The sequence below is a fragment of the Geodermatophilus aquaeductus genome, assembly GCF_900182545.1.
GTDB classification, from domain to species: Bacteria; Actinomycetota; Actinomycetes; order Mycobacteriales; family Geodermatophilaceae; genus Geodermatophilus; species Geodermatophilus aquaeductus.
Genome location: NZ_FXTJ01000008.1, coordinates 176,425 through 195,885 on the forward strand (window position 1 = coordinate 176,425; position 19,461 = coordinate 195,885).

Here is a 19,461-nt window from a genome sequence, read left to right on the forward strand (position 1 = left end):
TGGTAGAGACGTCGAGGAGTCGCGGTGCCGGAGGATTTCGACAGCTACAGGGACCTCCACGACTACGCATTGGACGAGAGCGACGAGCAGTGGCTCCTCGACCGGCAGAAGGAGTGCACCTTCGTCTGGACGACGAAGGCCGGCGAACCGGTCGGCGTCATCATGATGTACCTCGCCGCCCGGGGCCGGATCTGGTTGATGGTCACCGAGGACCGGGTCAGGGTCGCGGCGGTGCGCCGGGACCCCCGGACGTGCCTCGTCATCTCGAGCGCGGGTCTGCCCGGGGGGACCGGCAAGACCGTCACGTACAAGGGGACGACGCGCGTCCTCCCGCACGACGCCCCCGAGGTCGCCGGGTGGTTCTTCCGCGACTACGCCGCGAAGATGAACGGCGAGGGCAACGCGGAGCGGATCGAGTTCTTCCGGCAGGTCCTCGACATCCCGGAGCGGGTCGTCCTGGAGTTCACCCCCGGCAAGAAGATCACCTACGACGGCAACAAGATGGCCGCGATGACGCCGGGCGCATCCGGGATCTTCGACGAGATGTACAAGTGACCACCTCCACGGCTCCCGAGGGAGGCCCCGACCGCATGACCGAGAAGAAGTCCGACTTCCAGGTCCGCCGCGTCGTGCACGGCACTGGCCGGGACGGCCGGTCCACGGTCCTCGAAGACGATCACGCGTCCCGGAGACTGGAGACGCCGGCGTTCACGATCGTCGACATCTGGCGGTTCAACGGCCTGCCGACCCGGATCTCCGCGGATGACGGCCTGACGGAGGGCATCGAGCTGACGCCCCCCGCCGGCTCGGCGGTGTTCCGGATGTGCTCGATCGCCCCGGACGAGGAGTGGTCCGGGCGCTCCTACGAGGAGTCGCTGGAGGCGATCGGTCACGAGGAGGAAGGGGGCGACGACGACGAGAGCGATCTCGCGCCGGGACACCACCGGACCGACACCGTCGACGTGGTCGTCGTCCTCTCCGGTGAGGTCCACTGCGTGACGGACACGCACGAGACCCTGCTGAAGCAAGGGGACGTCGTCGTCCAGACGGGCAACGCCCACGCGTGGAGCAACCGGAGCTCCGAGGTCTGCAAGGTCGCCTTCATCATGGCGACGGGAACGCGGGACTGACCGGTCGCCGGCAGTCCGGCCGCACGGTGCGGGCCCGACTGCCGACGTTGCCCGTCGGGGTGGAGGTCAGGAGGTGGCGGCCCTCGCCAGCTCGACGACCTCCTCGACCGCGGGGTCCCAGCGCTCCAGCGCGAACGACACCGGCCAGAGATCCCGTCGTCGAGCTTCGCCGTGTCGTTCGAGCCGAAGGTCGAACCGGGAGCCGAACTCGCTCTCGACGCTCAGCGCGGTGCCGATCTCCCGCAGGAGGCCAGGCCGGGCCCGGACACCTGCCGCCCATCCGCGGTCGCGCCGCCGGCGGGGAGCGGTCGGTCAGATCCAGTCGCGCAGCCAGGCGCTGCCGTCGGGGGAGCAGAGTGCCTCGGGCCAGTCGGCGGGGCGGCGGTCGCCGTAGGCGCGCACGCTGTCGGGGGCGCCGAAGCCGTCGGCGTACTCGGTCGAGGGCAGGTAGTACATGTAGGACATCAGTCGTGCGGCGAAGCGCCACTCGCCGTCCACCCGGCGGTACCGGTCCTTGTAGCGCAGGGCGACCTGCATGCCCACGCCGTTGCGCACGACCTCCGCGTGCCCGGCGAGCAGCCCGGTGGCGGTGTCTGGGTCGTCGCCGAACCGGACGACGTGGCCGTGCGAGTAGTGGTTGGTCGGCCCGAGCGCGGCGAACCGGCCCAGGTAGGTCGTGACGATGTCCTCGATGCCGGCGGCGGAGAAGACGCCGTCCTGCGAGTCGAGCGTCGCGTCGTCGGTGAACAGCCGGCGGATGCCGGCCTCGTCCCGCTCGTCCATGACGAACCCGTAGAGGATCCCCAGTTCCTGGATGGCCTGGCGGTCCTCGACCCTGGTGAGCCGCTGCTCGATGGTCAGGGGAGTGGAGACGGCGGTCATGGCGGTGTCCTGTCTGCTGGGGGGTGGTCGGGGGTCAGCGGCCACCGCGGCCGTTGCCGGCGATCTTGCGGCTGTCGTGGCTCTTCTGGCGGCCGGTCGGCGTCACCTCGAGCACCGCGCGGTTCGGGCTGTCGAGCAGCCGCACGAAGGCGGCCGGGTCGTCGGCGGCCATGCGCTCGGCGAACGCCGGGAAGAACCAGTCCTTGGTCTCGCGGTCCTCGTGGACGACGACGGTGCCCTGGACGGCGAGCATCCGGCGCCCGGGCAGCCCCGTGCCGCGGTTGTCGATGACGAGGGTCAGCCGGCCGTCGAGCCGCAGCGACTCGAGGTGGTCGCGGCCGCCCACCGCGGTCAGCCAGTACCGGCCGTCCCGGCGCAGGAAGCTCATGACCACCCCGGCCGGCCAGCCGTCGCGCGAGGTGTAGGCGACGGTGCACTCGGTCTGGGCGTCGAGCAGGTCGTCCTGGTCGGTGCGCGCGAGGTGCGTGCCGCGCAGGTCCTCGATGTCGCGCACGCCGACCTGGGGCCGCGCCGCGTCCGTGGGCGAGCTCATCCCGTGCCTCCCGGCCGTCCGGAGGCGGCCCGTCGAGACCGACCGCTCGGAAACCTTGTCATGTTTCGCATTGTTGACTAGACAGTGAGCCAGGTCATGCTCGGCCGTCAAGAGCGGAGGGGCTCGGATGGGCGCTGGGGAGTTCGACGTCGTGGTCCTCGGAACCGGAGCGGCCGGGCTGACCGCCGCCCTGGCCGCGGGCAGGCCGGCGCCTCGGTCGGCCTGTTCGAGAAGGGCGCGCGGGTCGGCGGGACCACCTGCCTGTCCAGCGGGGTGGCCTGGCTGCCGGCCAACCCGCTCGCCGCCCGGGCCGGCATCCCCGACTCGCGTGAGGAGGGTCTGGCCTACCTCGGCTCGCTGTCGCGCGGGCTCATCCTCCCCGAGATGGCGGAGGCGTTCGTCGACACCGTCGGCGAGCTCGTGGCGTGGCTGGAGGCGGACACGCCCCTGCGGCTGCAGCTCATCGCGCCCTATCCCGACTACCACCCCGAGCGTCCCGGCGGGAAGCCCGGCGGCGGGCGCTCGGTCGAGCCGGAGCTCTTCCCGGTGCCCCGCCTGGGCGAGTGGGCCGGCCGGATGGTCGGGGCGGTCCGGCGGACGGCGGTGAGCGAGTCGCCGATGGGCGGCGGCACCGGCGTCCTCGCCCCCGACGTGCTCGCCGCGCGCGACGCCGATGGCCTCGAGGGCGGTGGCCGCGGGATGATCGCGGCGCTGCTGCGCGGCTGCCTCGACGCCGGGATCGAGCCGGTGACCGGCGCCCGCGGCGTCGAACTCGTCGTGGAGGACGGCCGGGTGGCCGGCGTGCGGCTGGAGCAGGACGGGCGGTCGGAGGTGGTCCGTGCCCGGTCCGGCGTCGTCCTGGCCACCGGGGGCTTCGAGTGGGACGCCGGGCTGGTGCGCGACTTCCTCCGCGGGCCGATCGCCCACCCGGCCAGCGTGCCGACCAACACCGGCGACGGCCTGCGGATGGCGATGCGGGTGGGTGCGGCCCTCGGCACGATGCGCGAGGCCTGGTGGGCGCCGGTGTGCGTGCTGCCCGGCCGGACGATCCAGGGCGAGCAGGAGGTGTACCTGGTCAACCGCGAGCGCACGCTGCCCGGCTCGGTCCTGGTCAACCGCGACGGCCACCGGTTCACCAACGAGGCGGCCAACTACAACGCCCTCGGCGGTGCCTTCCACACGCTCGACCCCGCCACGCTCGACTACCGCAACCACCCCTGCTGGCTGGTCTGGGACGACGCCTGCGCCCGGACGTACGGCGGGTTCGGCCGCGGTGAGGGCGAGGCGCCGCCGGACTGGGTCTTCAGCGCCGGCAGCCTGGCGGAGCTGGCCGCGCTGATCGACGTGCCGGCCGACGCGCTGGTCGCCACGGTGCAGCGGTGGAACGCGTCCGCCGAGCGCGCCGAGGACCCCGACTTCGGCCGCGGGCGCAGCGCCTACGACCGCTTCCTGGGGGACCGGAGCCTCGACGGCCCGGCGAGCACGGTCGGTCCGCTCACCCGCGGGCCGTTCCACGCGGTGCAGGTGTTCAGCAGCACGCTCGGCACCAAGGGCGGCCCGCGGACCACCGTCGACGGCGCGGTGCTCGACGTCGACGGGAACGTCGTGCCCGGGCTGTTCGCCGCCGGCAACGCGATGGCCGGGCCGACCGGGATGGTCTACGGCGGGGCCGGGGGCACGCTCGGCCCGGCGCTGGTCTTCGGCTACCGCGCCGGCCGCACCGCCGCGGCGACCGCCACCGCCGCCACCCCGGGTCCGGCACGCACGGGGGCCCTCGCGTGACCGTCGCGCCGTCGATCGGGGACTGGCTGGCCGCGGCCGCCGCCCGTGCCACGCCCGCCGCGGGCGCCCTGGTGGCCGGCGAGCCGGTGACCTGGCGCGACCTCGACGCCCGCGCCGACCGCGCCGCCGCCGGGTTCCGGGCCCTCGGCCTGCGCCCCGGCGACCGGGTGTGCGTGCTCATGCGCAGCAGCGTCGCCACGCTCGCCGTCTGGTTCGGCCTGGCCCGCGCCGGCCTGGTCGAGGTGCCGCTGAACCCGGCCAGCGGGCCGACCCTGCTGCGCTACCTGCTCGAGCACTCCGGCGCGCCGGTCGTCGTCTGCGACGCCGAGTTCACCGACGCCGTCCGCGCGGTCGCGCCCGGCACGGTCCGGACGCTGGTCGTGCACGGCGGCGGCGGCGACGTCGACCTCGCCGACCTGCTCGCCACCGCACCCGAGCCGCTGCCGCCGGTCGACCCCGCCGCGCCGGCCGTCGTCCTCTACACCTCGGGGACCACCGGCCCGCCCAAGGGCGCGGTCCTCTCGCACCGGGCCAACGTCAACCTGACCCGGCACACCGTCGCGCTCATGGACTACACCGCCGCCGACCGGCTCTACAGCGTCTTCCCGCTGTTCCACTCCAACGCCCGCTACTGCAGCGTGATGACCGCCGCCGAGGCCGGCGCCGACCTCGTCCTCGACCGCACCTTCTCGGCCAGCCGGTTCTGGGACACCTGCCGCGCCCACGGGATCACCGCGTTCAACTACCAGGGCGCGATGACGTCCATCCTGCACAAGCAGCCGCCCCGGGACGACGACGCCGACAACCCGGTGCGGGTGGGCTTCGGCGCCCCGTGCCCGCCGGAGGTCTTCGAGTCCTTCGAGCGGCGCTTCGGCGTGCGGCTCACCGAGATCTACGGCAGCACCGAGGTGTCGATCGTCTGCGACATGCCACCCTCGGCCCGCCGCATCGGCACCGCGGGGCGCGAGTCGGTCAACTACACGGTCGCCGTCGTCGACGAGAGGGACGAGCCGGTGCCGGCGGGGACACCGGGGGAGATCGTCGTCCGGCCCAAGCACGCCGGCTGGATGTTCGACGGCTACGCCGGCAACCCCGAGGCGACGGCGGCCAGCTGGCGGGGCCTGTGGTTCCACACCGGCGACCGCGGCGTGCTCGACGCCGACGGCTTCCTCACCTTCCTCGACCGGATGAAGGACACCATCCGCCGGCGCGGGGAGAACGTCTCCTCCTGGGAGGTCGAGCGGGTCGTCGCCGAGCACCCGTCGGTGGCGCACGTCGCCGCCTACGGCCTCCCCTCGGAGCTGTCGGAGGAGGACGTGGCGATCGCCGTCGTCCCGGCCGAGGGCGCCACCGTCGACCCCGCCGAGCTGGTGGAGCACTGCCGGCGCGGGCTCACCTCCTTCGCCGTCCCGCGCTACGTGCGGGTCCTTGACGCCCTGCCGCTGACGCCCAGCCAGCGGGTGGAGAAGTACAAGCTGCGCGCCGACGGCGTCCCGCCCGGCACCTGGGACCGGGAGGCCCGCTGATGGAGCGCTTCACCCGCACCGACCCCGAGCCCGGCGTCGCCGTCCTCACCATGAGCCGGCCGGAGAAGCTCAACGCGATGGACCAGACCTGGTTCCGCGAACTGGTCGAGGTCATGGGCACGATCGGCGTCGACGACGACGTGCGCGCGGTGGTGCTCACCGGCTCGGGCCGGGCCTTCTCCGCCGGCGGGGACATCGACATGTTCGCCGGGCTGGCCGGTGACGTGACCCGGGTCCGGCCGCACCTGAAGCTGGTCTACGACGCCTTCTCCGCGGTCGAGCGGTGCGCCGTCCCGGTGGTCGCCGCGGTGAACGGGCTGGCCTACGGCGGCGGGACCGAGCTGGCGCTGGCCTGCGACGTCGTCCTGGCCGCGGAGTCGGCGCGCTTCTCGTTCAAGGAGGCGACCGTCGGCCTGATGCCCGGCTACGGCATCGTGCGCGGGCCCGACGTCCTGGGCCGGCACTGGACCCGCTACCTCGCCCTCACCGGCCGGGTCGTCGACGCCGCGCGCGCCGAGCGGGCCGGGCTGGTGCAGGAGGTGCACCCCGACGAGGAGCTGCTGCCGGCCGCCGTCGCGCTCGCCGCCGAGATGGCCGCGCACTCGACGCTGGCCGTGCGGGTCGGCAAGGCCTTCGTCAACCGCGACGCCGTCGGCGGGTTCAACGAGTCGGTCGAGGCCATCGCGCTGCTGTTCGGCACCCCGGAGCACCGGGACGCCGTCACCGCCTTCCGGGCCGCTCGCGGCCGCTGATCCCACCCGAGGAGGAGACATGACCGAACCCGAGGGCCGCGCCGTCGTCGTGGCCTACCTGGACGCCGTCGGCCGGCTGGACCTGCAGGCCATCGAGGCGACCTTCGCCGACGACGTCGAGCTGGTCCTGCCCTACGCCCCGCCCGGCTTCCCGAAGGTGTCGCAGGGGCGCAGCGAGGCGATGAAGGTGTACCCGGAGGGCCTGATGGACCCGATGGGCTTCTCCGACTACCGGATCGACGCGCTGGCCGACCGGCCCGGCGAGTTCGTGGCCGAGTACACGAGCGACACCCGCGTGCTCACCACCGGCCGGCCCTACCGCAACACCTACATCTCGCGGTTCAGCGTCCACGACGGCCGGATCACCCGGCTGGCCGAGTTCTTCGACCCGATCGTGCTCGTCACCGCCCTCGGCGGAGAGGTGCGCATGCCGTGAGCCGGCTGGCGGGATGGTCGACCCGCCCGGCAGGTACGACCGGTCGCGGCCCCGCCGGCCCCTGAGCGGCGCGGCCGCCGCTACGGTCGGTCCGACGTCGGAGCGGACGTGTTCCGGCGCGGCGTCGAGGCGGTGGGTGTGCCGGGACGGAGGGCAGCGATGCGGATCGGGGTCGCCGTCAGCGGGGTCGACGAGGACGACCTGACCTTCGTGGCCGAGGCCGAGCGTCTCGGCGCGGACTCGGTGTGGGTGGCCGAGGCCTGGGGCCACGACGCGTTCACCCCGCTGGCCTTCCTCGCCGCCCGGACCAGCCGGATCCGGCTGGCCACCGGCATCGCCCAGCTCGGTGCGCGGACCCCGGCGCTGCTGGCGATGACGGCGATGTCGATGCAGGCGCTGTCCGGCGGCCGGTTCCTGCTGGGGGTGGGCACCAGCGGCCCGCAGGTGATGGAGGGCTGGCACGGCGTCCGGTTCGGTGCCCCGCTGGCGATGACCCGGGAGACGATCGAGATCCTGCGCACCGTCACCGCCGGGGACCGGCTGGTCCACGAGGGGACGGTGTACCCGCTGCCGCTGCCCGACAGCGCCGGCCGGGCGATCCGGTCGTCGGCCCCGCCGACCCCGGTGCCGGTCTACCTGGCCGCGATGGGGCCCAGGAACCTCGAGCTGACCGGCGAGCTGGCCGAGGGCTGGCTGGCGAACGCCTTCATGCCGGAGACCGCCGCGGCCTTCCTCGAGCCGCTGGCGGCCGGCGCCGCCCGCGCCGGCCGGACCGTCGCCGACCTGGACGTCGTGGTGCCGGTCGGAGTGGAGTTCACCGACGACGAGGAGGACGCGGCCCGCCGGCACGCCCGCGGCTACGCCTTCACGATCGGCGCGATGGGCAACCGCACGCAGAACTTCTACAACGCCGCCTTCGCACGGCAGGGCTACGACGAGGACGTCCGCGCCGTCCAGGAGCTGTGGCTGTCCGGCCGGCGCGAGGAGGCCGCCGACCGGGTGCCGGTCGACCTGGGCCGGCGCACCAACCTGCTCGGCCCGCCGGAGGTGGTGCGGGAGCGGATCGCGCTGTACCGCGCCGCCGGGGTGAGCACCCTGCAGGCCAAGCTCACCGGCACCCTCGAGGAGCGGCTGGGCACTCTCGGCGCGCTGCTGGAGCTGTGCGCCGAGCCCGTCGGGCACGGGACCGGCCGGCCGTGAGGTACGCCGACGGCCCCACGGTCGAGGTCGACGTCCACGTCGACGCACCTCCGGCGGTGGTGTGGCCACTGGTCAGCGACGTCACCACGCCGGTGCGGTTCTCCGAGGAGCTGCACGAGGTGCGCTGGATCGACGCGCGGCGCTTCGTCGGCCGCAGCTCCCATCCGGCGGCCGGGACGTGGGAGACGACGTGCACCGTCGTCGCCCGCGAGCCCGAACGGCTCTTCGAGTGGGTGGTCGGCGACCCGGCTCACCCGTCCGCCTCGTGGCGCTTCACCCTGACGCCTGCCGGCCCCGGCACGCGGCTGCGGCAGTGGATGCGCATGGGCCCCGCGCCCTCGGGTCTGACGCCCGCCATCGAGGCGCACCCCGACAAGGAGGAGCGCATCGTCGCCCGCCGGCTGGCCGAGCACCGGGCGAACATGCAGCGCACCGTCGAGGGCATCAGGCAGCTGGCCGAGGAACGGGCCGCCGGAGCCTGAACCGCCCCCGACGCGTGCACCTCCGCGGATGTGCCCGGTGCACATCCGCGGAGGTGCACGGGTCAGACGACGGTCTCCAGGTCGACGGCGTACATCGTGGCGCCGGCCTGCGCGAAGTTCGCCATGTCCGCCGACGCCGCCTGACCCTCCGCGGAGCCGAGGTCGGCCAGGGCGGCCTCCTTCGACGGCCAGTCGAGGGCGGCGGTGACGAAGAACGGCGGCTGCGACCCGTCGAGGGTCTCGGCCACGCCCCAGGTGTACGCGGACACGCCGGGTAGGTTCTTGGCCAGCGGTGCGTGCGTGGTGCGGTAGTACTCGAGGAAGGCCTTCGGGTCCTCGGGGTGGTGGTAGTTCACGACGACTCGGTACACGGGTCCTCCGTCTCCTCCTCCGGGGCCTCGGCGCCCCGGTAGCTCAGCTCCGGTACGTCTCCCAGGTGGGGGAGCTCTCCGGGTAGTCCGCGGCCTCCGGCGCGGTCCGCGGCCAGCGGATCCGCTCGACCGAGCCGAAGCTCCCGGCCAACTGGTCGGCCGGGACGGCGTACATGAAGGTGATCGAGCGGCGGGCGAACAGCCACCGGCCGCCCTGGCAGCGGTAGTCGTCCTCGTAGCGGTAGGAGGCGAGCACCAGCGTGCTGCGGGTGGCCAGCTCGGCGTGCCCGTGCGACCAGCCCGACGCCGTCCCGTCGCCGTGCAGGCGCACCACGCCGGGGTGCGGGGTGTGCAGCATCGTCCGGTAGGTCGTGAAGGACTCGACGTAGGCGGCGCGGATCTCGTCCGGCCCGGTGGCGGCCACGCCGCGCCGCTCGAAGACGCCGTCGCCGGTGTACATCGCCACGACGGCGTCGAGGTCGTGGTCGTCGACGGCGCGGGCGTAGAGCACGCCGAGGTCGGCGATCGCCTGCCGGTCGGCCTGGGCGCGCACGGCGGCGGCGAGCGCGGGGAGGTCCCCCGCGGGCAGCGGGTGGACCGTGGTGAGGTCCGCGGTCACCGCCGGCAGGTCGAGCGTCATGCCGGCACCTCGGCGGGCGTGGGCAGCGTGCGCAGGACCGCCATCAGCCGCTCGGGGATCGCCGCCTTGCCGCCCTCGGGCGTGCGGCACACGAAGGTCATCGCGCCGTGGGTGACCACCGAGCCGTCGCGGACGAAGTCGAAGCCGAGCGTGTACGACGACGTCCCGACCCGGTCGAGGGTGATCTCGATGGTCAGCTCGTCGAAGACCCGCACCATCTGCCGGTAGGTGCACTCCGAGTGCACGCCGACGGTGAGGATGCCGAGGTCCTCGACGAGCTCGCCGCTGCGCAGGCCGTGGGAGTGCAGCCACAGCGTCTGGGCGCGTTCCATCCACGGGTAGTAGATGGCGAAGTAGGCGATGCCGACGACGTCGCAGTCGCCGTAGGCCAACTGGAAGCGGAGGGGTGCGTGGGTCACGCGAGCACCACCGTCGCGGTGCCGGAGACGACCGCGTCCCCGTCGACCACCTCGAGGACGACGTCGCAGTCGGCCAACCGCGCGCCGTCCTCCTCGCGCAGCCCGCTCACCGTGCCCCGCACCCGCAGGTGCTGCCCGGCGAGCACCGTGCCCAGGAAGCGCACCCGCAGCCGGCGCAGCGACTCCGGCCCACCCGCCCAGGCGGTGACGGCGTTCATGACGTAGCCCATGTTCAGCGGGCCCTGGTTGACCGGCCGGTCGCCCATGCCCAGCGCCTGCAGGGTGGCGACGTCCCAGTGGATCGGCGTCGGGTCGGACAGCAGCGCCGCCATCGTCTTCATCTTCTCGGCGCTCACCGAGGGGACGTCGTAGGCGGGGAGCTGGGTGCCGACCTCGACCGTGGAGGTGCTCACGCGTCCCTCCGGGGGAAGACGATGGAGTTCCAGCAGCGGGCCACGTGGGTCCCGCCGTCGTGCAGGTCCATGGCGTAGCCGACGACGTCGAACACGCCGGTGCGCCGGCCGACCTTGCGCTCGGCGGACTCGATCCCGCCGCTCACCCGGTAGGTGGCGCCGATCCGCAGCGGCCGGTGCAGCGTCGTCTCGTGCTCGCCGAAGACCGGCCCGTCGGCGGCCGTCGCCCCGAACCAGGCGAACAGCTCGTCCCAGGTGGTGCCCATGGCGCCGGTGGCGGCCATCCAGGCGAACAGCGGGTGCGCGGTCCGCTCGCCGTCGTCGAGCAGCGACGGCGGCTCGGCGAGCACGGTGTCGGCGAGCAGCCAGGCGCGCCACGGGGAGACGGTGTACTCCCCGCCGGGGAACCGGCGGCCGACGACGGTCTGCAGGTCGGCCTCCGCGAAGGCCACTCAGACCCCCCGGTCGCGGTCGGCCCAGTGGGGCTGCCGCAGCTCGCGCTTGAGGATCTTGCCGGTGGGCGCCTTGGGCAGCTGGGCGACGAAGTCGACCGAGCGCGGCTTCTGGTAGCTCGCCAGGTGCTTCTTCGCCTCGTCGATGATGTCCTGCTCGGTCGCCTCGGTGCCGGGCTTGAGCACGACGACCGCCTTCACCGACTCGCCCCACTCCTCGTCCGGAACGCCGAAGACGGCGCACTCCAGGACGGCGGGGTGCTGGTTGATGGCCTCCTCGACCTGCACCGAGTAGATGTTCTCGCCGCCGGAGATGATCATGTCCTTGGCCCGGTCGACGATGAAGACGTAGCGGTCCTCGTCCCAGGTGGCCATGTCGCCGGTCCACATCCAGCCGTCGCGGATGGTCTGGGCGGTGAGCTCGGGCTGGTTGAGGTAGCCGATCATGTTCTGCTCGCCGCGGACGACGATCTGCCCGGCGGTGCGGCCGTCCTGCGGCACGTCGCGGCCGTACTCGTCGACCACCCGGATCTGCGCGGTGAAGCCCTCCCGGCCGCAGGAGCGCAGCCGCTCGGGGTGGTCGCCGGCGACCGCGCGGATGTGGTCCTCCTGAGACAGGAAGGTCATGCCGGCACCCTCGGTCTGGCCGTACCCCTGGATCATCGTGCAGGGGAACGCGTCCATCGCCGCGCGCACGACGGAGGAGGGCATCGGCCCGCCGCCGTACTGGAAGTTGCGCAGGCTCGAGAGGTCGTAGCCCGCGAAGCCCGGCACGGCCATCATCCAGTTGATCATCGTGGTGATGCCGAGGAAGGCCGAGACCCGCTCCTCCTGGATGATCTCCAGCGCCTGCTGGGCCTCGAAGTTCACCAGCACCAGCGGGCAGCCGTGCCGGTTGTAGTTCATCGCCAGCACCGTGGGGATGTGGTACAGCTGCCCGGTCAGCATGTAGACGTCGCTGGGCACGATCCGCTCGGCCACCGTCTGCGCCAGCATCATCGCCCCCGTGCTGCGGTGGGTGTGCAGCGCACCCTTGCTCTTCCCGGTGGTGCCGCCGGTGTAGAGGATGAAGAACGGGTCGTCGTCGAGGGCCTGCGTGGTCCACACCGGCTCGTCGTCACTGGCGGCCTCGACCATCCGCACGAACGAGCCGTCGCTCTTCTCGCCGAACTGCAGCCAGTTCGGCACGTCGACGTCGCGCTGCAGCTGCTCGACGGTCTCGGCCCACTCGTCGGCGCTGATGACCGCCCTGGGGGCGGCGTCGCGGACGATGGTGGACAGCTCCTGGCCGGCCAGCCGCCAGTTCAGCGGCTGCAGCACCAGCCCGGCCCGGCCGGCGGCGTAGTAGAGCGCCATGTACTCCGCGCAGTTGCGCGACAGGACGGCGAAGCGGTCGCCCTTCTCCAGGCCGAGGCCGCGCAGGCCGTTGGCCGCCCGCCGCACCAGGGAGTCGAACTCCGCGTAGGTCATCCGGCGGCTGTTGGGGACGTCGATGATCGCTTCGGCGCGCGGGGTCAGCGCGGCCCACTTGGCGGGGACGAGGCCCTGGTTCACGACGGTGCTCCTCTGCCGGCGCGGCTCAGTAGGGCAGGTCGAGCTCGATGTGCCGCTTGGTGAACCGCCAGGCGCCGTCGCCCTCGCGGACCAGCTCGTCCTCGTACCTGGCGGTCGAGAGCACGGTGGCCTTCCCGTCCTTGACCGAGATCAGCGTCAGGTAGGAGCTGACGGTCGCGGCGTCCTCGGTCTCCTTGCGGACGGCCATGTTCGTGGTGACGTGCCGGCGCTGGTCGGTCTGGCTGGCCAGGCTGTCGGTCATCAGCTTCATGACGGCCGCCTTGCCCTCGAAGGGCCCGATCAGGTCGCCGCCGGCGATGCGCATGGTCATGACGGCGCCCTCGGCGAAGGTGTCGGCCATCTCCGCCATGTCGTTGTCGTCGTAGGCGATGGAGTACCGGTTGAGCACGTTCTCGATGGCGCCGCGAGCGGACATGGCTGCACTCCTGACGGTGGCCGACGACGGCGTCGGCGGGCTGGGATGTGACGGCGCTTACCCTATGCATGATTCGCCGGGTTGAGAAGGGGATGTCCGGTCCGTCCGCAGGTCAGGCGGGCGCGGGATCGAACTCGACGAGCAGGCTCTCGACGCTGCGGGTGTACAGGCCGGCCTCGCGCGGCGTGAAGCCGTCCTGGTAGTGGAGGCCGGGGAGCCGGTCGAGGACCAGGTCGAGCGCCACGGTCATCTCGCTGCGGGCCAGTAGCGAACCGACGCAGAAGTGCCGTCCGAGGACGAACTGCACGTGGTTGGCCGCGCCGCTGAAGGCCTTGGCGACGTCGAGGTCGGGGCGCCGGACGTCGAACTCGTCGGGGCGCTCGAAGTGCCGCTCGTCCCGGTCGGCCGCCGCGAGCATGAGGATGCAGGTGGCGCCGGCCGGGATCGTCGTGCCGGAGAGCTCCACCGGCTCCTCGGTCTGACGCATGATCATGTGGACCGGCCCGGAGAAGCGCAGCGTCTCGGCGATCACGGCGTCGGCCAACGACCGGTCGGCGCGCACCGCGGCCAGCTGGTCGGGGGAGTCGAGCAGGTTGCGGACCATGCTGGCGATCGCCTTGTCCGTCGTCTCCCCGCCGGCCACCAGGAGCAGGCTGACGAAGGCCTTGATCTCCTCGTCGCTCATCCGCTCGCCGTCGACCTCGGCGCGGCACAGCCGGGAGAGCAGGTCCTCGCCGTCGCCGTCCCGGCGTTCCCGGATGATCGGCAGCACGTACTCCCGCAGCTCCTCGCGGGTCTGGTCGGCCCGGGCCGTGACGGCGGGGTCGCCGGCCAGGTTGTTCAGGTGGGCCATGATCGAGTGGTACCAGCCGTGGAAGCGCTCGTGGTCGCTCTTCGGGAGCCCGAGCATGTCGACCATGACGTTGATCGGGAACCAGGTCGTGAACTCCGCGACCAGGTCGGCCCGGCCCCGCCCGGCGAACCCGTCGACGAGGTCGCCACCGGCCCGGGCGACCACGGCGTCGACCAGCTCGGCCGCGTCGCGGGTGATCACCGGGAGGAAGGCCTCGAGCCCCTTGCCCCGGAAGAACGGGTTGAGCAGCGCACGGTGGGTGGCGTGCTCCTTGCCCTCCATCTGCAGGATGGTCCGGCCGTGGATCGGCTCGAGCTGCCACTCGTAGTTGCGGCTGGAGAACGCCGGCGTGCGGAAGGCGGCGGCGACGTCGGCGTACCGGCTGATCAGCCAGCTCTGGGTGGCCTCGTGGAAGGTCACCGGGTGGGAGTCGCGCAGCACCCGGTGGAAGGGGTAGGGGTCGGCCAGGTACTCCGCCGAGAGGATGTCCGGCGCCGGCGGGGTCACGGTCGAGGTCACGGTGGGGCTCCCGGTCGTCGGCGTCGGTTCATCCGCCATCGTGCTCGGGATGTGACACAGATCACAAGGACCGGCCGGGGACGGTGGCACGCCGTTCCCGGCCGGGCCGGCTACTTGACGAAGGCGCCGGCGTCGACGGGGAAGGTCACGCCGGTGACGTAGCGGGCCTCGTCGCTGGCCAGGAAGAGCACCGCGTTGCTGATGTCGACCGACTCGATCCACGGCACGGGCAGGGTGTTGAGCGACATGAAGCCCGGCATCGCCTTCTCCTGGCTGGGCTCGGGGTCGCCGGGGGAGAACATCGCGTAGGTCCCGGGGTTCTGGATCATGATGGTGTCGACGTTGGTCGGGTGGATCGTGTTGACCCGGATGCTGTGGGGGCCCAGCTCGTTGGCCAGGGTCCGCATCAGGCCGACGATCCCGTGCTTGGCCGCCACGTAGTGCGCCACGTGCTGGATGCCCTTGAGGCCGCCGATGGAGCTGGTGAAGACGATCGACCCGCCGCGGCCGGCCTCGATCATCGACGGGATCGCGACCTTGGCGGTGTGGAAGACGCCGGTCAGGTTGACGTCGATCATGTCCTTCCACTGCTCGCCGGAGAGCTCCCACGCCTTCCCGTAGGTCGCGATGCCGGCGTTGGCGACGACGGTGTCCACGTGGCCGAACTCGGCCAGGCCCTCGTCGAAGGCGGTCTGCAGACCGTCGAGGTCGCGGACGTCGGCCTTGCGGGCCACGATGCGCCGGTCGAGGGCCTCGACCGCCTCGACGGTCCCGGCCAGCTCCTCCTCGGAGGCCAGCGGGTAGTACGGCGTCACCGTGTCGATGTCGGCGCAGATGTCCACGGCGACGATGTCGGCGCCCTCCTGGGCGAGACGGACGGCGTGGCTGCGGCCCTGGCCGCGCGCCGCGCCGGTGATGAAGGCGACCTTGCCCTCCATGCGTCCTGTCATCGGTGGTGCTCCTGTTCTCCGGATCCCCGGATCACCGGCCGCGGCGGTGCGGCCGGCCTCGATGGAGCGGTGCTGGTCAGCTGCGGGCGCTCGCCGCGGACACGCCCTCGGGCACCGCGCCCGGGGGCAGCCGGCGCTCGCCCGGGGTGAACGTCGCCGGGATCCGCTGCCAGCCCTTGTTCACGCCCTGGCGCGGGTACCGCTTGAGGCCCGAGAGGTCGACCTCGTAGTCGGGCATGCGCTCGAGCACCTGGGCGAGCATCTCCTTGGCCATGCGCTTGCCGAAGTGCGAGCCAGCGCAGCGGTGCACGCCGACGCCGAAGGCGAGGTGCCGGTTGGGCCAGCGGTGGATGTCGACCTCGTCGGGGTCGGTGAACTGCTGCGGATCGCGGTTGGCCGACGACCACGCCAGCAGTGCCCGGTCGCCCACCTCCATCGGGCAGCCGTGGAACTCGGTCTCCTTGAGCACCGTGCGGGCCAGCGCCTGGGTGGGGGAGAAGTAGCGGAGGAACTCCTCGATCGCCCGGTCGAGCAGCGACGGGTCGTCGATCAGCTCCTGGCGCACGTCGGGGTGCTCGTAGAGCCACACCAGCGCCTGGCTGACCAGCGAGGCCGTCGTCCCGACGCCGCCGCTGACCAGCAGCTCGACGATCGAGAAGACCTCCTCCTCGGTGATCGGCCGGCCGTCGACCTCCTGCTGCACCAGGTAGCTGATGACGTCGTCGCGCGGCTCGGCGGCGCGGGCGGCGATCGTCCGGCGCATCTGCTCCGAGCAGTACGGGAGGTCGACCTCGACCGCCCGGCGGTAGACCGGGCTGTCGGTGGGCTCGGCCAGGGTGGCCTGGTGCGAGCGGGCGTAGATCTGCCAGTCCTCGACCGGCAGGCCGAGCCAGTCGATCGTGCAGATCGCCGGGACGCCGATGACCTGCGCGAGATCGGCCTCCCCGGACTCGACGAGCTCGTCGATGAACCACGTCGTCCACGTGACGATCATGTCCTCGACCCTGGCGACGGCGGCCGGTGAGGCGATCGGGTTGACCACCTTGCGGTAGGACCGGAACTCCGGCGGGTCGAGCTCGATCGGGATGTGCTTGTGCATCGGCGTCTTCGGGATGACCACCGACAGGCCCGGCCCGCCGTACTGGTCGAGGCGCTGGGAGGAGAAGACGTCGTCGTCGCGGGCCGCCTCGAACACCGACTCGTAGTCGGTGAGCACCCAGAAGCCGCCGTAGAGCTCGCTCCAGGCGACAGGATGGGTCTCGCGGAGCCTGCGGTAGGCGCCGACGGTGTCGTCGGCGTGCTCCGGGGAGTGGTGGTCGAACTGCACGACGGGACACCGGCCAGAGGTGTTCATGTGGTCCTCGTCTCTGCTCAACGTCACAGTGTGATAATGCTTATCCTGGTTTTGCTCTGTCAACAGGGTCGGCGCCCCGCGGGGGCGTCACCGGTCCGGGGAGGTAGCTGAGATGCGCGTCACGGTCGACCTGGGAGCCTGCCAGGGGCACGGCGTCTGCCACATGAGTGCGCCCGACGTCTTCGAACTCGACGAGACCGACGGTCACTCGATCGTCGTCCAGGACCCGGTCCCGGCCGAGCTGGAGGCCGACGCCCAGCTGGGGGCCGACAGCTGCCCCGAGCGGGCCATCACGGTCCTCGCCTGACGTGCGGATCGTCGTCGTCGGGGCCTCGCTGGCCGGCGTCCGGACCGTCGAGGGCCTCCGCCGCCGCGGCAGCGACGCCGACGTCGTGCTCGTCGGCGCCGAGCCCGGCTCGGCCGAGGGCGTGGCCGCGGACCGGCCGCCGCTGTCCAAGGCGTTCCTCGCCGACCCCGCCGTCGAGGCCAGGCCGCTGACCGACCGGGAGCGGCTGGGCTCCCTGGGCGTCGAGCTGCTGAACGGCCGCGCGGTGGACCTCGACCTGGACCGGCGCCGGGTCGGCCTGCACGGCGGGGAGTCGGTGGCCTTCGACCAGCTCGTGGTGGCCACCGGCTCCTCGCCGCGGTCGGTGCCGGAGCTCGAGCCGCGGCCGGGTGTGCACCTGCTGCGGACCGCAGCCGACGCCGCCGCGATCCGCGCCGCGACCGCCGAGGGCAACCGGGTGGTGGTCGTCGGCGGGGGGTTCATCGGCGCCGAGGTGGCCTGGACGCTCCGGCAGCTCGGCCGCGAGGTCGCCGTCGTCGAGCCGCTGCCGACGCTCATGGTGCGGGGCCTCGGACCTCAGCTGGGGGCGGAGTTCACCCGCCGGCACGCCGAGGCCGGGGTCGAGCTGCACCTGGGCGCGGCGGTGGCGGAGATCGAGGGAGCCGAGCGGGTCGAGGCGGTCCGGCTGACCGACGGCACGCGCCTGCCGGCCGACGTCGTCGTGCTGGGCCTGGGCACGGTGCCCGAGACCGGCTGGCTGGCCGGCGCGGGCCTGGACCTGCGCGACGGCGTCGTCTGCGACGGGCGGCTGGCCGCGGCCGGCGCCGAGGGCGTCTGGGCCGTCGGCGACGTGGCGCGCTGGCGGCACCCGCGGGTGGGCGAGGACGTGCGCGTCGAGCACTGGACCAACGCGGTCGAGACCGCCGGCGTGGTGGCGGCCAACCTGACCGGCACCCCGACCGTGCACGACGCCGTTCCCTACGTGTGGACCGACCAGCACGGCGCGCGGCTGCAGGTCTTCGGCCGGGTGCGGCCGCAGGACGAGCTGCGGGTCGTCGTCGGCGAGCTCGGCGGCAGCTTCGTCGCGCTCACCGGCGGGGACGGGCTGCTGCGCTCGGTGATCGGCTTCGGCGCGGTCAAGGCGCTGATGCCCTTCCGCAAGCTGCTGGTCGCCGGCGCCGGCTGGGACGAGGCGCTCGCGGCCGCGTGAGCCTCAGGCCGGCGGGACGCCCGCCGTCTCGACGGCCGGAGGCGGCGCCGCGACCGCCGGCGGCACCCGGCGCTGGACGACGGCGTAGGAGGCGACCGACAGCGCCATCGCCGCGGCGGTCACCGCCCACGGCAGGTCGTAGCCGCCGGTCAGGTCGGCCAGGGCACCGAAGGCCAGGGGTGAGACCAGCGCGCCCAGGTAGTAGCCGCACGACATCACCGCCGTCGCGCGGCCCACCGCGTGCGGGGCGCGGTCGACGGTGACGGCGTGCGCGAACCCGGCGCCGACCATCGCGCAGAGCAGGCCGGCCACCGCCCCCACGGCCACGACCGCGAGCCCCAGGTGGGTCCCCGCCCAGAGCAGCAGCGTGCCGCCGAGGCCGACCAGGCACACGAGCGCCGCCGTCCCGGCCCGGGGGAGGGGTCCGCGCCGCTCGCTGCGGTGCGCCACGAGCACCATCGCCACCGTGCCCGAGCCGGTGCCCGCGGCCGACACCAGGCCGGCGGTGACGGGGGAGATCCCGCCGTCGACCAGGCTCACCACCAGGAAGGCGCTCAGCGGGTTGGTCCCGACGACGAAGCAGGTCGCGGCCAGCACCACCCAGACGAAGCCGCGCGGGAGCGCCCCGCCGCGGTCGCCGGCCGGGCCGGGCGCGGGCCTGTGGCTGGGCACCCAGAGCAGCGCCAGGACGGCGTTGACCGCGGCCAGCCCGGCCAGCGCCAGCACGACGCCGCGCCAGCCGACGGCGTCGGCCGCGGGCGGGCCGGCCAGCGCCATGACCGTGAGCAGCGCGGGGATCCCCGCCGTCTTCACCGCGACCGCGGTGGCCGCCTGGTCCGGACGGGACACCGCGGTCACCGCGACGCTGGTGCCGGCGTTGACGAAGGCGTAGCCGCAGCCGGTCACCACGCTGCTGACCAGCAGCGCGGGGAACGACCCGACCGCGGCGGCCGTGGCGAGCCCGGCAGCGGTGAGCGCCTGGTCGCCGGCCACCCACCAGCGGGCGCCGAGCCGGTCGACCACCCGTGAGCCGAGCAGCGAGGTCACCCCGGTGGCGCCGTAGAAGACGCCGACGACGAGGCCGAGCTGGGCGCCGGTCAGGCCGAGGTCGGCCCGCAGCGCGGCGCCGAGGTAGCCCACGATCGGCATCGGCGCGGCGCCGAGGCCCATCGCCAGCGTGCTGACCGTCAGGACGGCGGACCGCGACGGCGCCGACCGGGTTCCCCTCATCAGTGCTAATGCTTATCCTGTTTTATGCCCG

At 73.2% G+C, this 19,461-nt stretch carries 23 protein-coding genes; 10 read left to right on the forward strand and 13 right to left on the reverse strand.

The window, feature by feature from the left end; all coding sequences use genetic code 11:
- Positions 1-24 precede the first annotated feature (24 nt).
- Positions 25-555, forward strand: coding sequence for a pyridoxamine 5'-phosphate oxidase family protein (locus tag FN207_RS19020; protein WP_142460017.1), 531 nt, complete (start codon positions 25-27; stop codon positions 553-555).
- 35 nt (positions 556-590) lie between these two features.
- Positions 591-1,130: a cupin domain-containing protein gene (locus FN207_RS19025; RefSeq protein ID WP_142460018.1), complete on the forward strand. Its 540-nt coding sequence runs from the start codon at positions 591-593 to the stop codon at positions 1,128-1,130.
- Positions 1,131-1,442: 312 nt separating this feature from the next.
- Here the strand turns inward: FN207_RS19025 and FN207_RS19030 are convergent, their stop codons facing one another.
- Together FN207_RS19030 and FN207_RS19035 are read right to left on the reverse strand one after the other, a co-directional pair.
- Entirely contained in the window at positions 1,443-2,012 is a 570-nt protein-coding gene (locus FN207_RS19030; RefSeq protein ID WP_142460019.1) for a nuclear transport factor 2 family protein, read from the reverse strand.
- A gap of 34 nt (positions 2,013-2,046) precedes the next feature.
- The gene (locus FN207_RS19035) at positions 2,047-2,565 is read right to left on the reverse strand and encodes a pyridoxamine 5'-phosphate oxidase family protein (RefSeq protein ID WP_110907444.1); all 519 of its coding nucleotides are present in this window, start codon (positions 2,563-2,565) and stop codon (positions 2,047-2,049) included.
- Between the two features lie 96 nt (positions 2,566-2,661).
- Here FN207_RS19035 and FN207_RS19040 point away from each other — a divergent pair, with 96 nt between their 5' ends.
- The 6 genes from FN207_RS19040 (at position 2,662) to FN207_RS19065 (ending at position 8,743) form a co-directional block, all read left to right on the forward strand.
- Positions 2,662-4,347 carry an FAD-binding protein gene (locus FN207_RS19040; protein ID WP_221888283.1) on the forward strand — a complete coding sequence of 562 codons (1,686 nt, stop codon included), beginning with the start codon at positions 2,662-2,664 and terminating at the stop codon, positions 4,345-4,347.
- Positions 4,344-5,873, forward strand: a complete 1,530-nt coding sequence (locus tag FN207_RS19045) for an AMP-binding protein (protein WP_142460020.1) — start codon at positions 4,344-4,346, stop codon at positions 5,871-5,873. The genes FN207_RS19040 and FN207_RS19045 overlap by 4 nt, the downstream gene beginning before the upstream one ends.
- Positions 5,873-6,625 carry an enoyl-CoA hydratase/isomerase family protein gene (locus tag FN207_RS19050; RefSeq protein WP_142460021.1) on the forward strand — a complete coding sequence of 251 codons (753 nt, stop codon included), beginning with the start codon at positions 5,873-5,875 and terminating at the stop codon, positions 6,623-6,625. Before FN207_RS19045 ends, FN207_RS19050 begins: the two co-directional genes overlap by 1 nt.
- 19 nt (positions 6,626-6,644) lie before the next feature.
- Complete coding sequence (locus tag FN207_RS19055) at positions 6,645-7,061, forward strand: nuclear transport factor 2 family protein (protein ID WP_142460022.1); 417 nt, start codon at positions 6,645-6,647, stop codon at positions 7,059-7,061.
- 159 nt (positions 7,062-7,220) lie between these two features.
- Positions 7,221-8,261, forward strand: a complete 1,041-nt coding sequence (locus FN207_RS19060) for an LLM class flavin-dependent oxidoreductase (RefSeq protein ID WP_142460023.1) — start codon at positions 7,221-7,223, stop codon at positions 8,259-8,261.
- Positions 8,258-8,743: an SRPBCC family protein gene (locus FN207_RS19065; protein WP_142460024.1), complete on the forward strand. Its 486-nt coding sequence runs from the start codon at positions 8,258-8,260 to the stop codon at positions 8,741-8,743. Before FN207_RS19060 ends, FN207_RS19065 begins: the two co-directional genes overlap by 4 nt.
- A 62-nt stretch (positions 8,744-8,805) precedes the next feature.
- Here the strand turns inward: FN207_RS19065 and FN207_RS19070 are convergent, their stop codons facing one another.
- The 10 genes from FN207_RS19070 to FN207_RS19115 all read right to left on the reverse strand — a co-directional run bounded on the left by FN207_RS19070 (position 8,806) and on the right by FN207_RS19115 (position 16,725).
- Positions 8,806-9,114, reverse strand: a complete 309-nt coding sequence (locus FN207_RS19070; protein WP_142460025.1) for an EthD family reductase — start codon at positions 9,112-9,114, stop codon at positions 8,806-8,808.
- Between the two features lie 43 nt (positions 9,115-9,157).
- Positions 9,158-9,754 carry a nuclear transport factor 2 family protein gene (locus tag FN207_RS19075; RefSeq protein WP_142460026.1) on the reverse strand — a complete coding sequence of 199 codons (597 nt, stop codon included), beginning with the start codon at positions 9,752-9,754 and terminating at the stop codon, positions 9,158-9,160.
- Complete coding sequence (locus FN207_RS19080; protein ID WP_142460027.1) at positions 9,751-10,173, reverse strand: acyl-CoA thioesterase; 423 nt, start codon at positions 10,171-10,173, stop codon at positions 9,751-9,753. Before FN207_RS19080 ends, FN207_RS19075 begins: the two co-directional genes overlap by 4 nt.
- A complete protein-coding gene (locus FN207_RS19085; RefSeq protein ID WP_221888284.1) occupies positions 10,170-10,586 on the reverse strand; it encodes a MaoC family dehydratase in 417 nt (138 codons plus the stop codon). The genes FN207_RS19080 and FN207_RS19085 overlap by 4 nt, the downstream gene beginning before the upstream one ends.
- Complete coding sequence (locus FN207_RS19090; protein WP_142460028.1) at positions 10,583-11,038, reverse strand: hypothetical protein; 456 nt, start codon at positions 11,036-11,038, stop codon at positions 10,583-10,585. Before FN207_RS19090 ends, FN207_RS19085 begins: the two co-directional genes overlap by 4 nt.
- Positions 11,039-12,592, reverse strand: a complete 1,554-nt coding sequence (locus FN207_RS19095; RefSeq protein ID WP_142460029.1) for an AMP-binding protein — start codon at positions 12,590-12,592, stop codon at positions 11,039-11,041.
- Positions 12,593-12,617: 25 nt separating this feature from the next.
- Positions 12,618-13,028 carry a nuclear transport factor 2 family protein gene (locus FN207_RS19100; protein ID WP_142460030.1) on the reverse strand — a complete coding sequence of 137 codons (411 nt, stop codon included), beginning with the start codon at positions 13,026-13,028 and terminating at the stop codon, positions 12,618-12,620.
- Positions 13,029-13,140: 112 nt separating this feature from the next.
- Complete coding sequence (locus tag FN207_RS19105; RefSeq protein WP_221888285.1) at positions 13,141-14,400, reverse strand: cytochrome P450; 1,260 nt, start codon at positions 14,398-14,400, stop codon at positions 13,141-13,143.
- Positions 14,401-14,510: 110 nt separating this feature from the next.
- Complete coding sequence (locus tag FN207_RS19110) at positions 14,511-15,350, reverse strand: mycofactocin-coupled SDR family oxidoreductase (protein WP_142460032.1); 840 nt, start codon at positions 15,348-15,350, stop codon at positions 14,511-14,513.
- 76 nt (positions 15,351-15,426) lie between these two features.
- Complete coding sequence (locus FN207_RS19115) at positions 15,427-16,725, reverse strand: cytochrome P450 (protein WP_221888286.1); 1,299 nt, start codon at positions 16,723-16,725, stop codon at positions 15,427-15,429.
- Positions 16,726-16,816: 91 nt separating this feature from the next.
- Between FN207_RS19115 and FN207_RS19120 the strand changes: the two genes are divergently transcribed.
- Complete coding sequence (locus tag FN207_RS19120; RefSeq protein WP_110907457.1) at positions 16,817-17,011, forward strand: ferredoxin; 195 nt, start codon at positions 16,817-16,819, stop codon at positions 17,009-17,011.
- Between the two features lies 1 nt (position 17,012).
- On the forward strand, positions 17,013-18,200 hold the full coding sequence (locus tag FN207_RS19125) for an NAD(P)/FAD-dependent oxidoreductase (protein ID WP_142460033.1): 1,188 nt from the start codon (positions 17,013-17,015) through the stop codon (positions 18,198-18,200).
- Between the two features lie 3 nt (positions 18,201-18,203).
- Here FN207_RS19125 and FN207_RS19130 read toward each other — a convergent pair whose 3' ends face one another.
- On the reverse strand, positions 18,204-19,430 hold the full coding sequence (locus FN207_RS19130; RefSeq protein ID WP_142460034.1) for an MFS transporter: 1,227 nt from the start codon (positions 19,428-19,430) through the stop codon (positions 18,204-18,206).
- Positions 19,431-19,461: the final 31 nt, after the last annotated feature.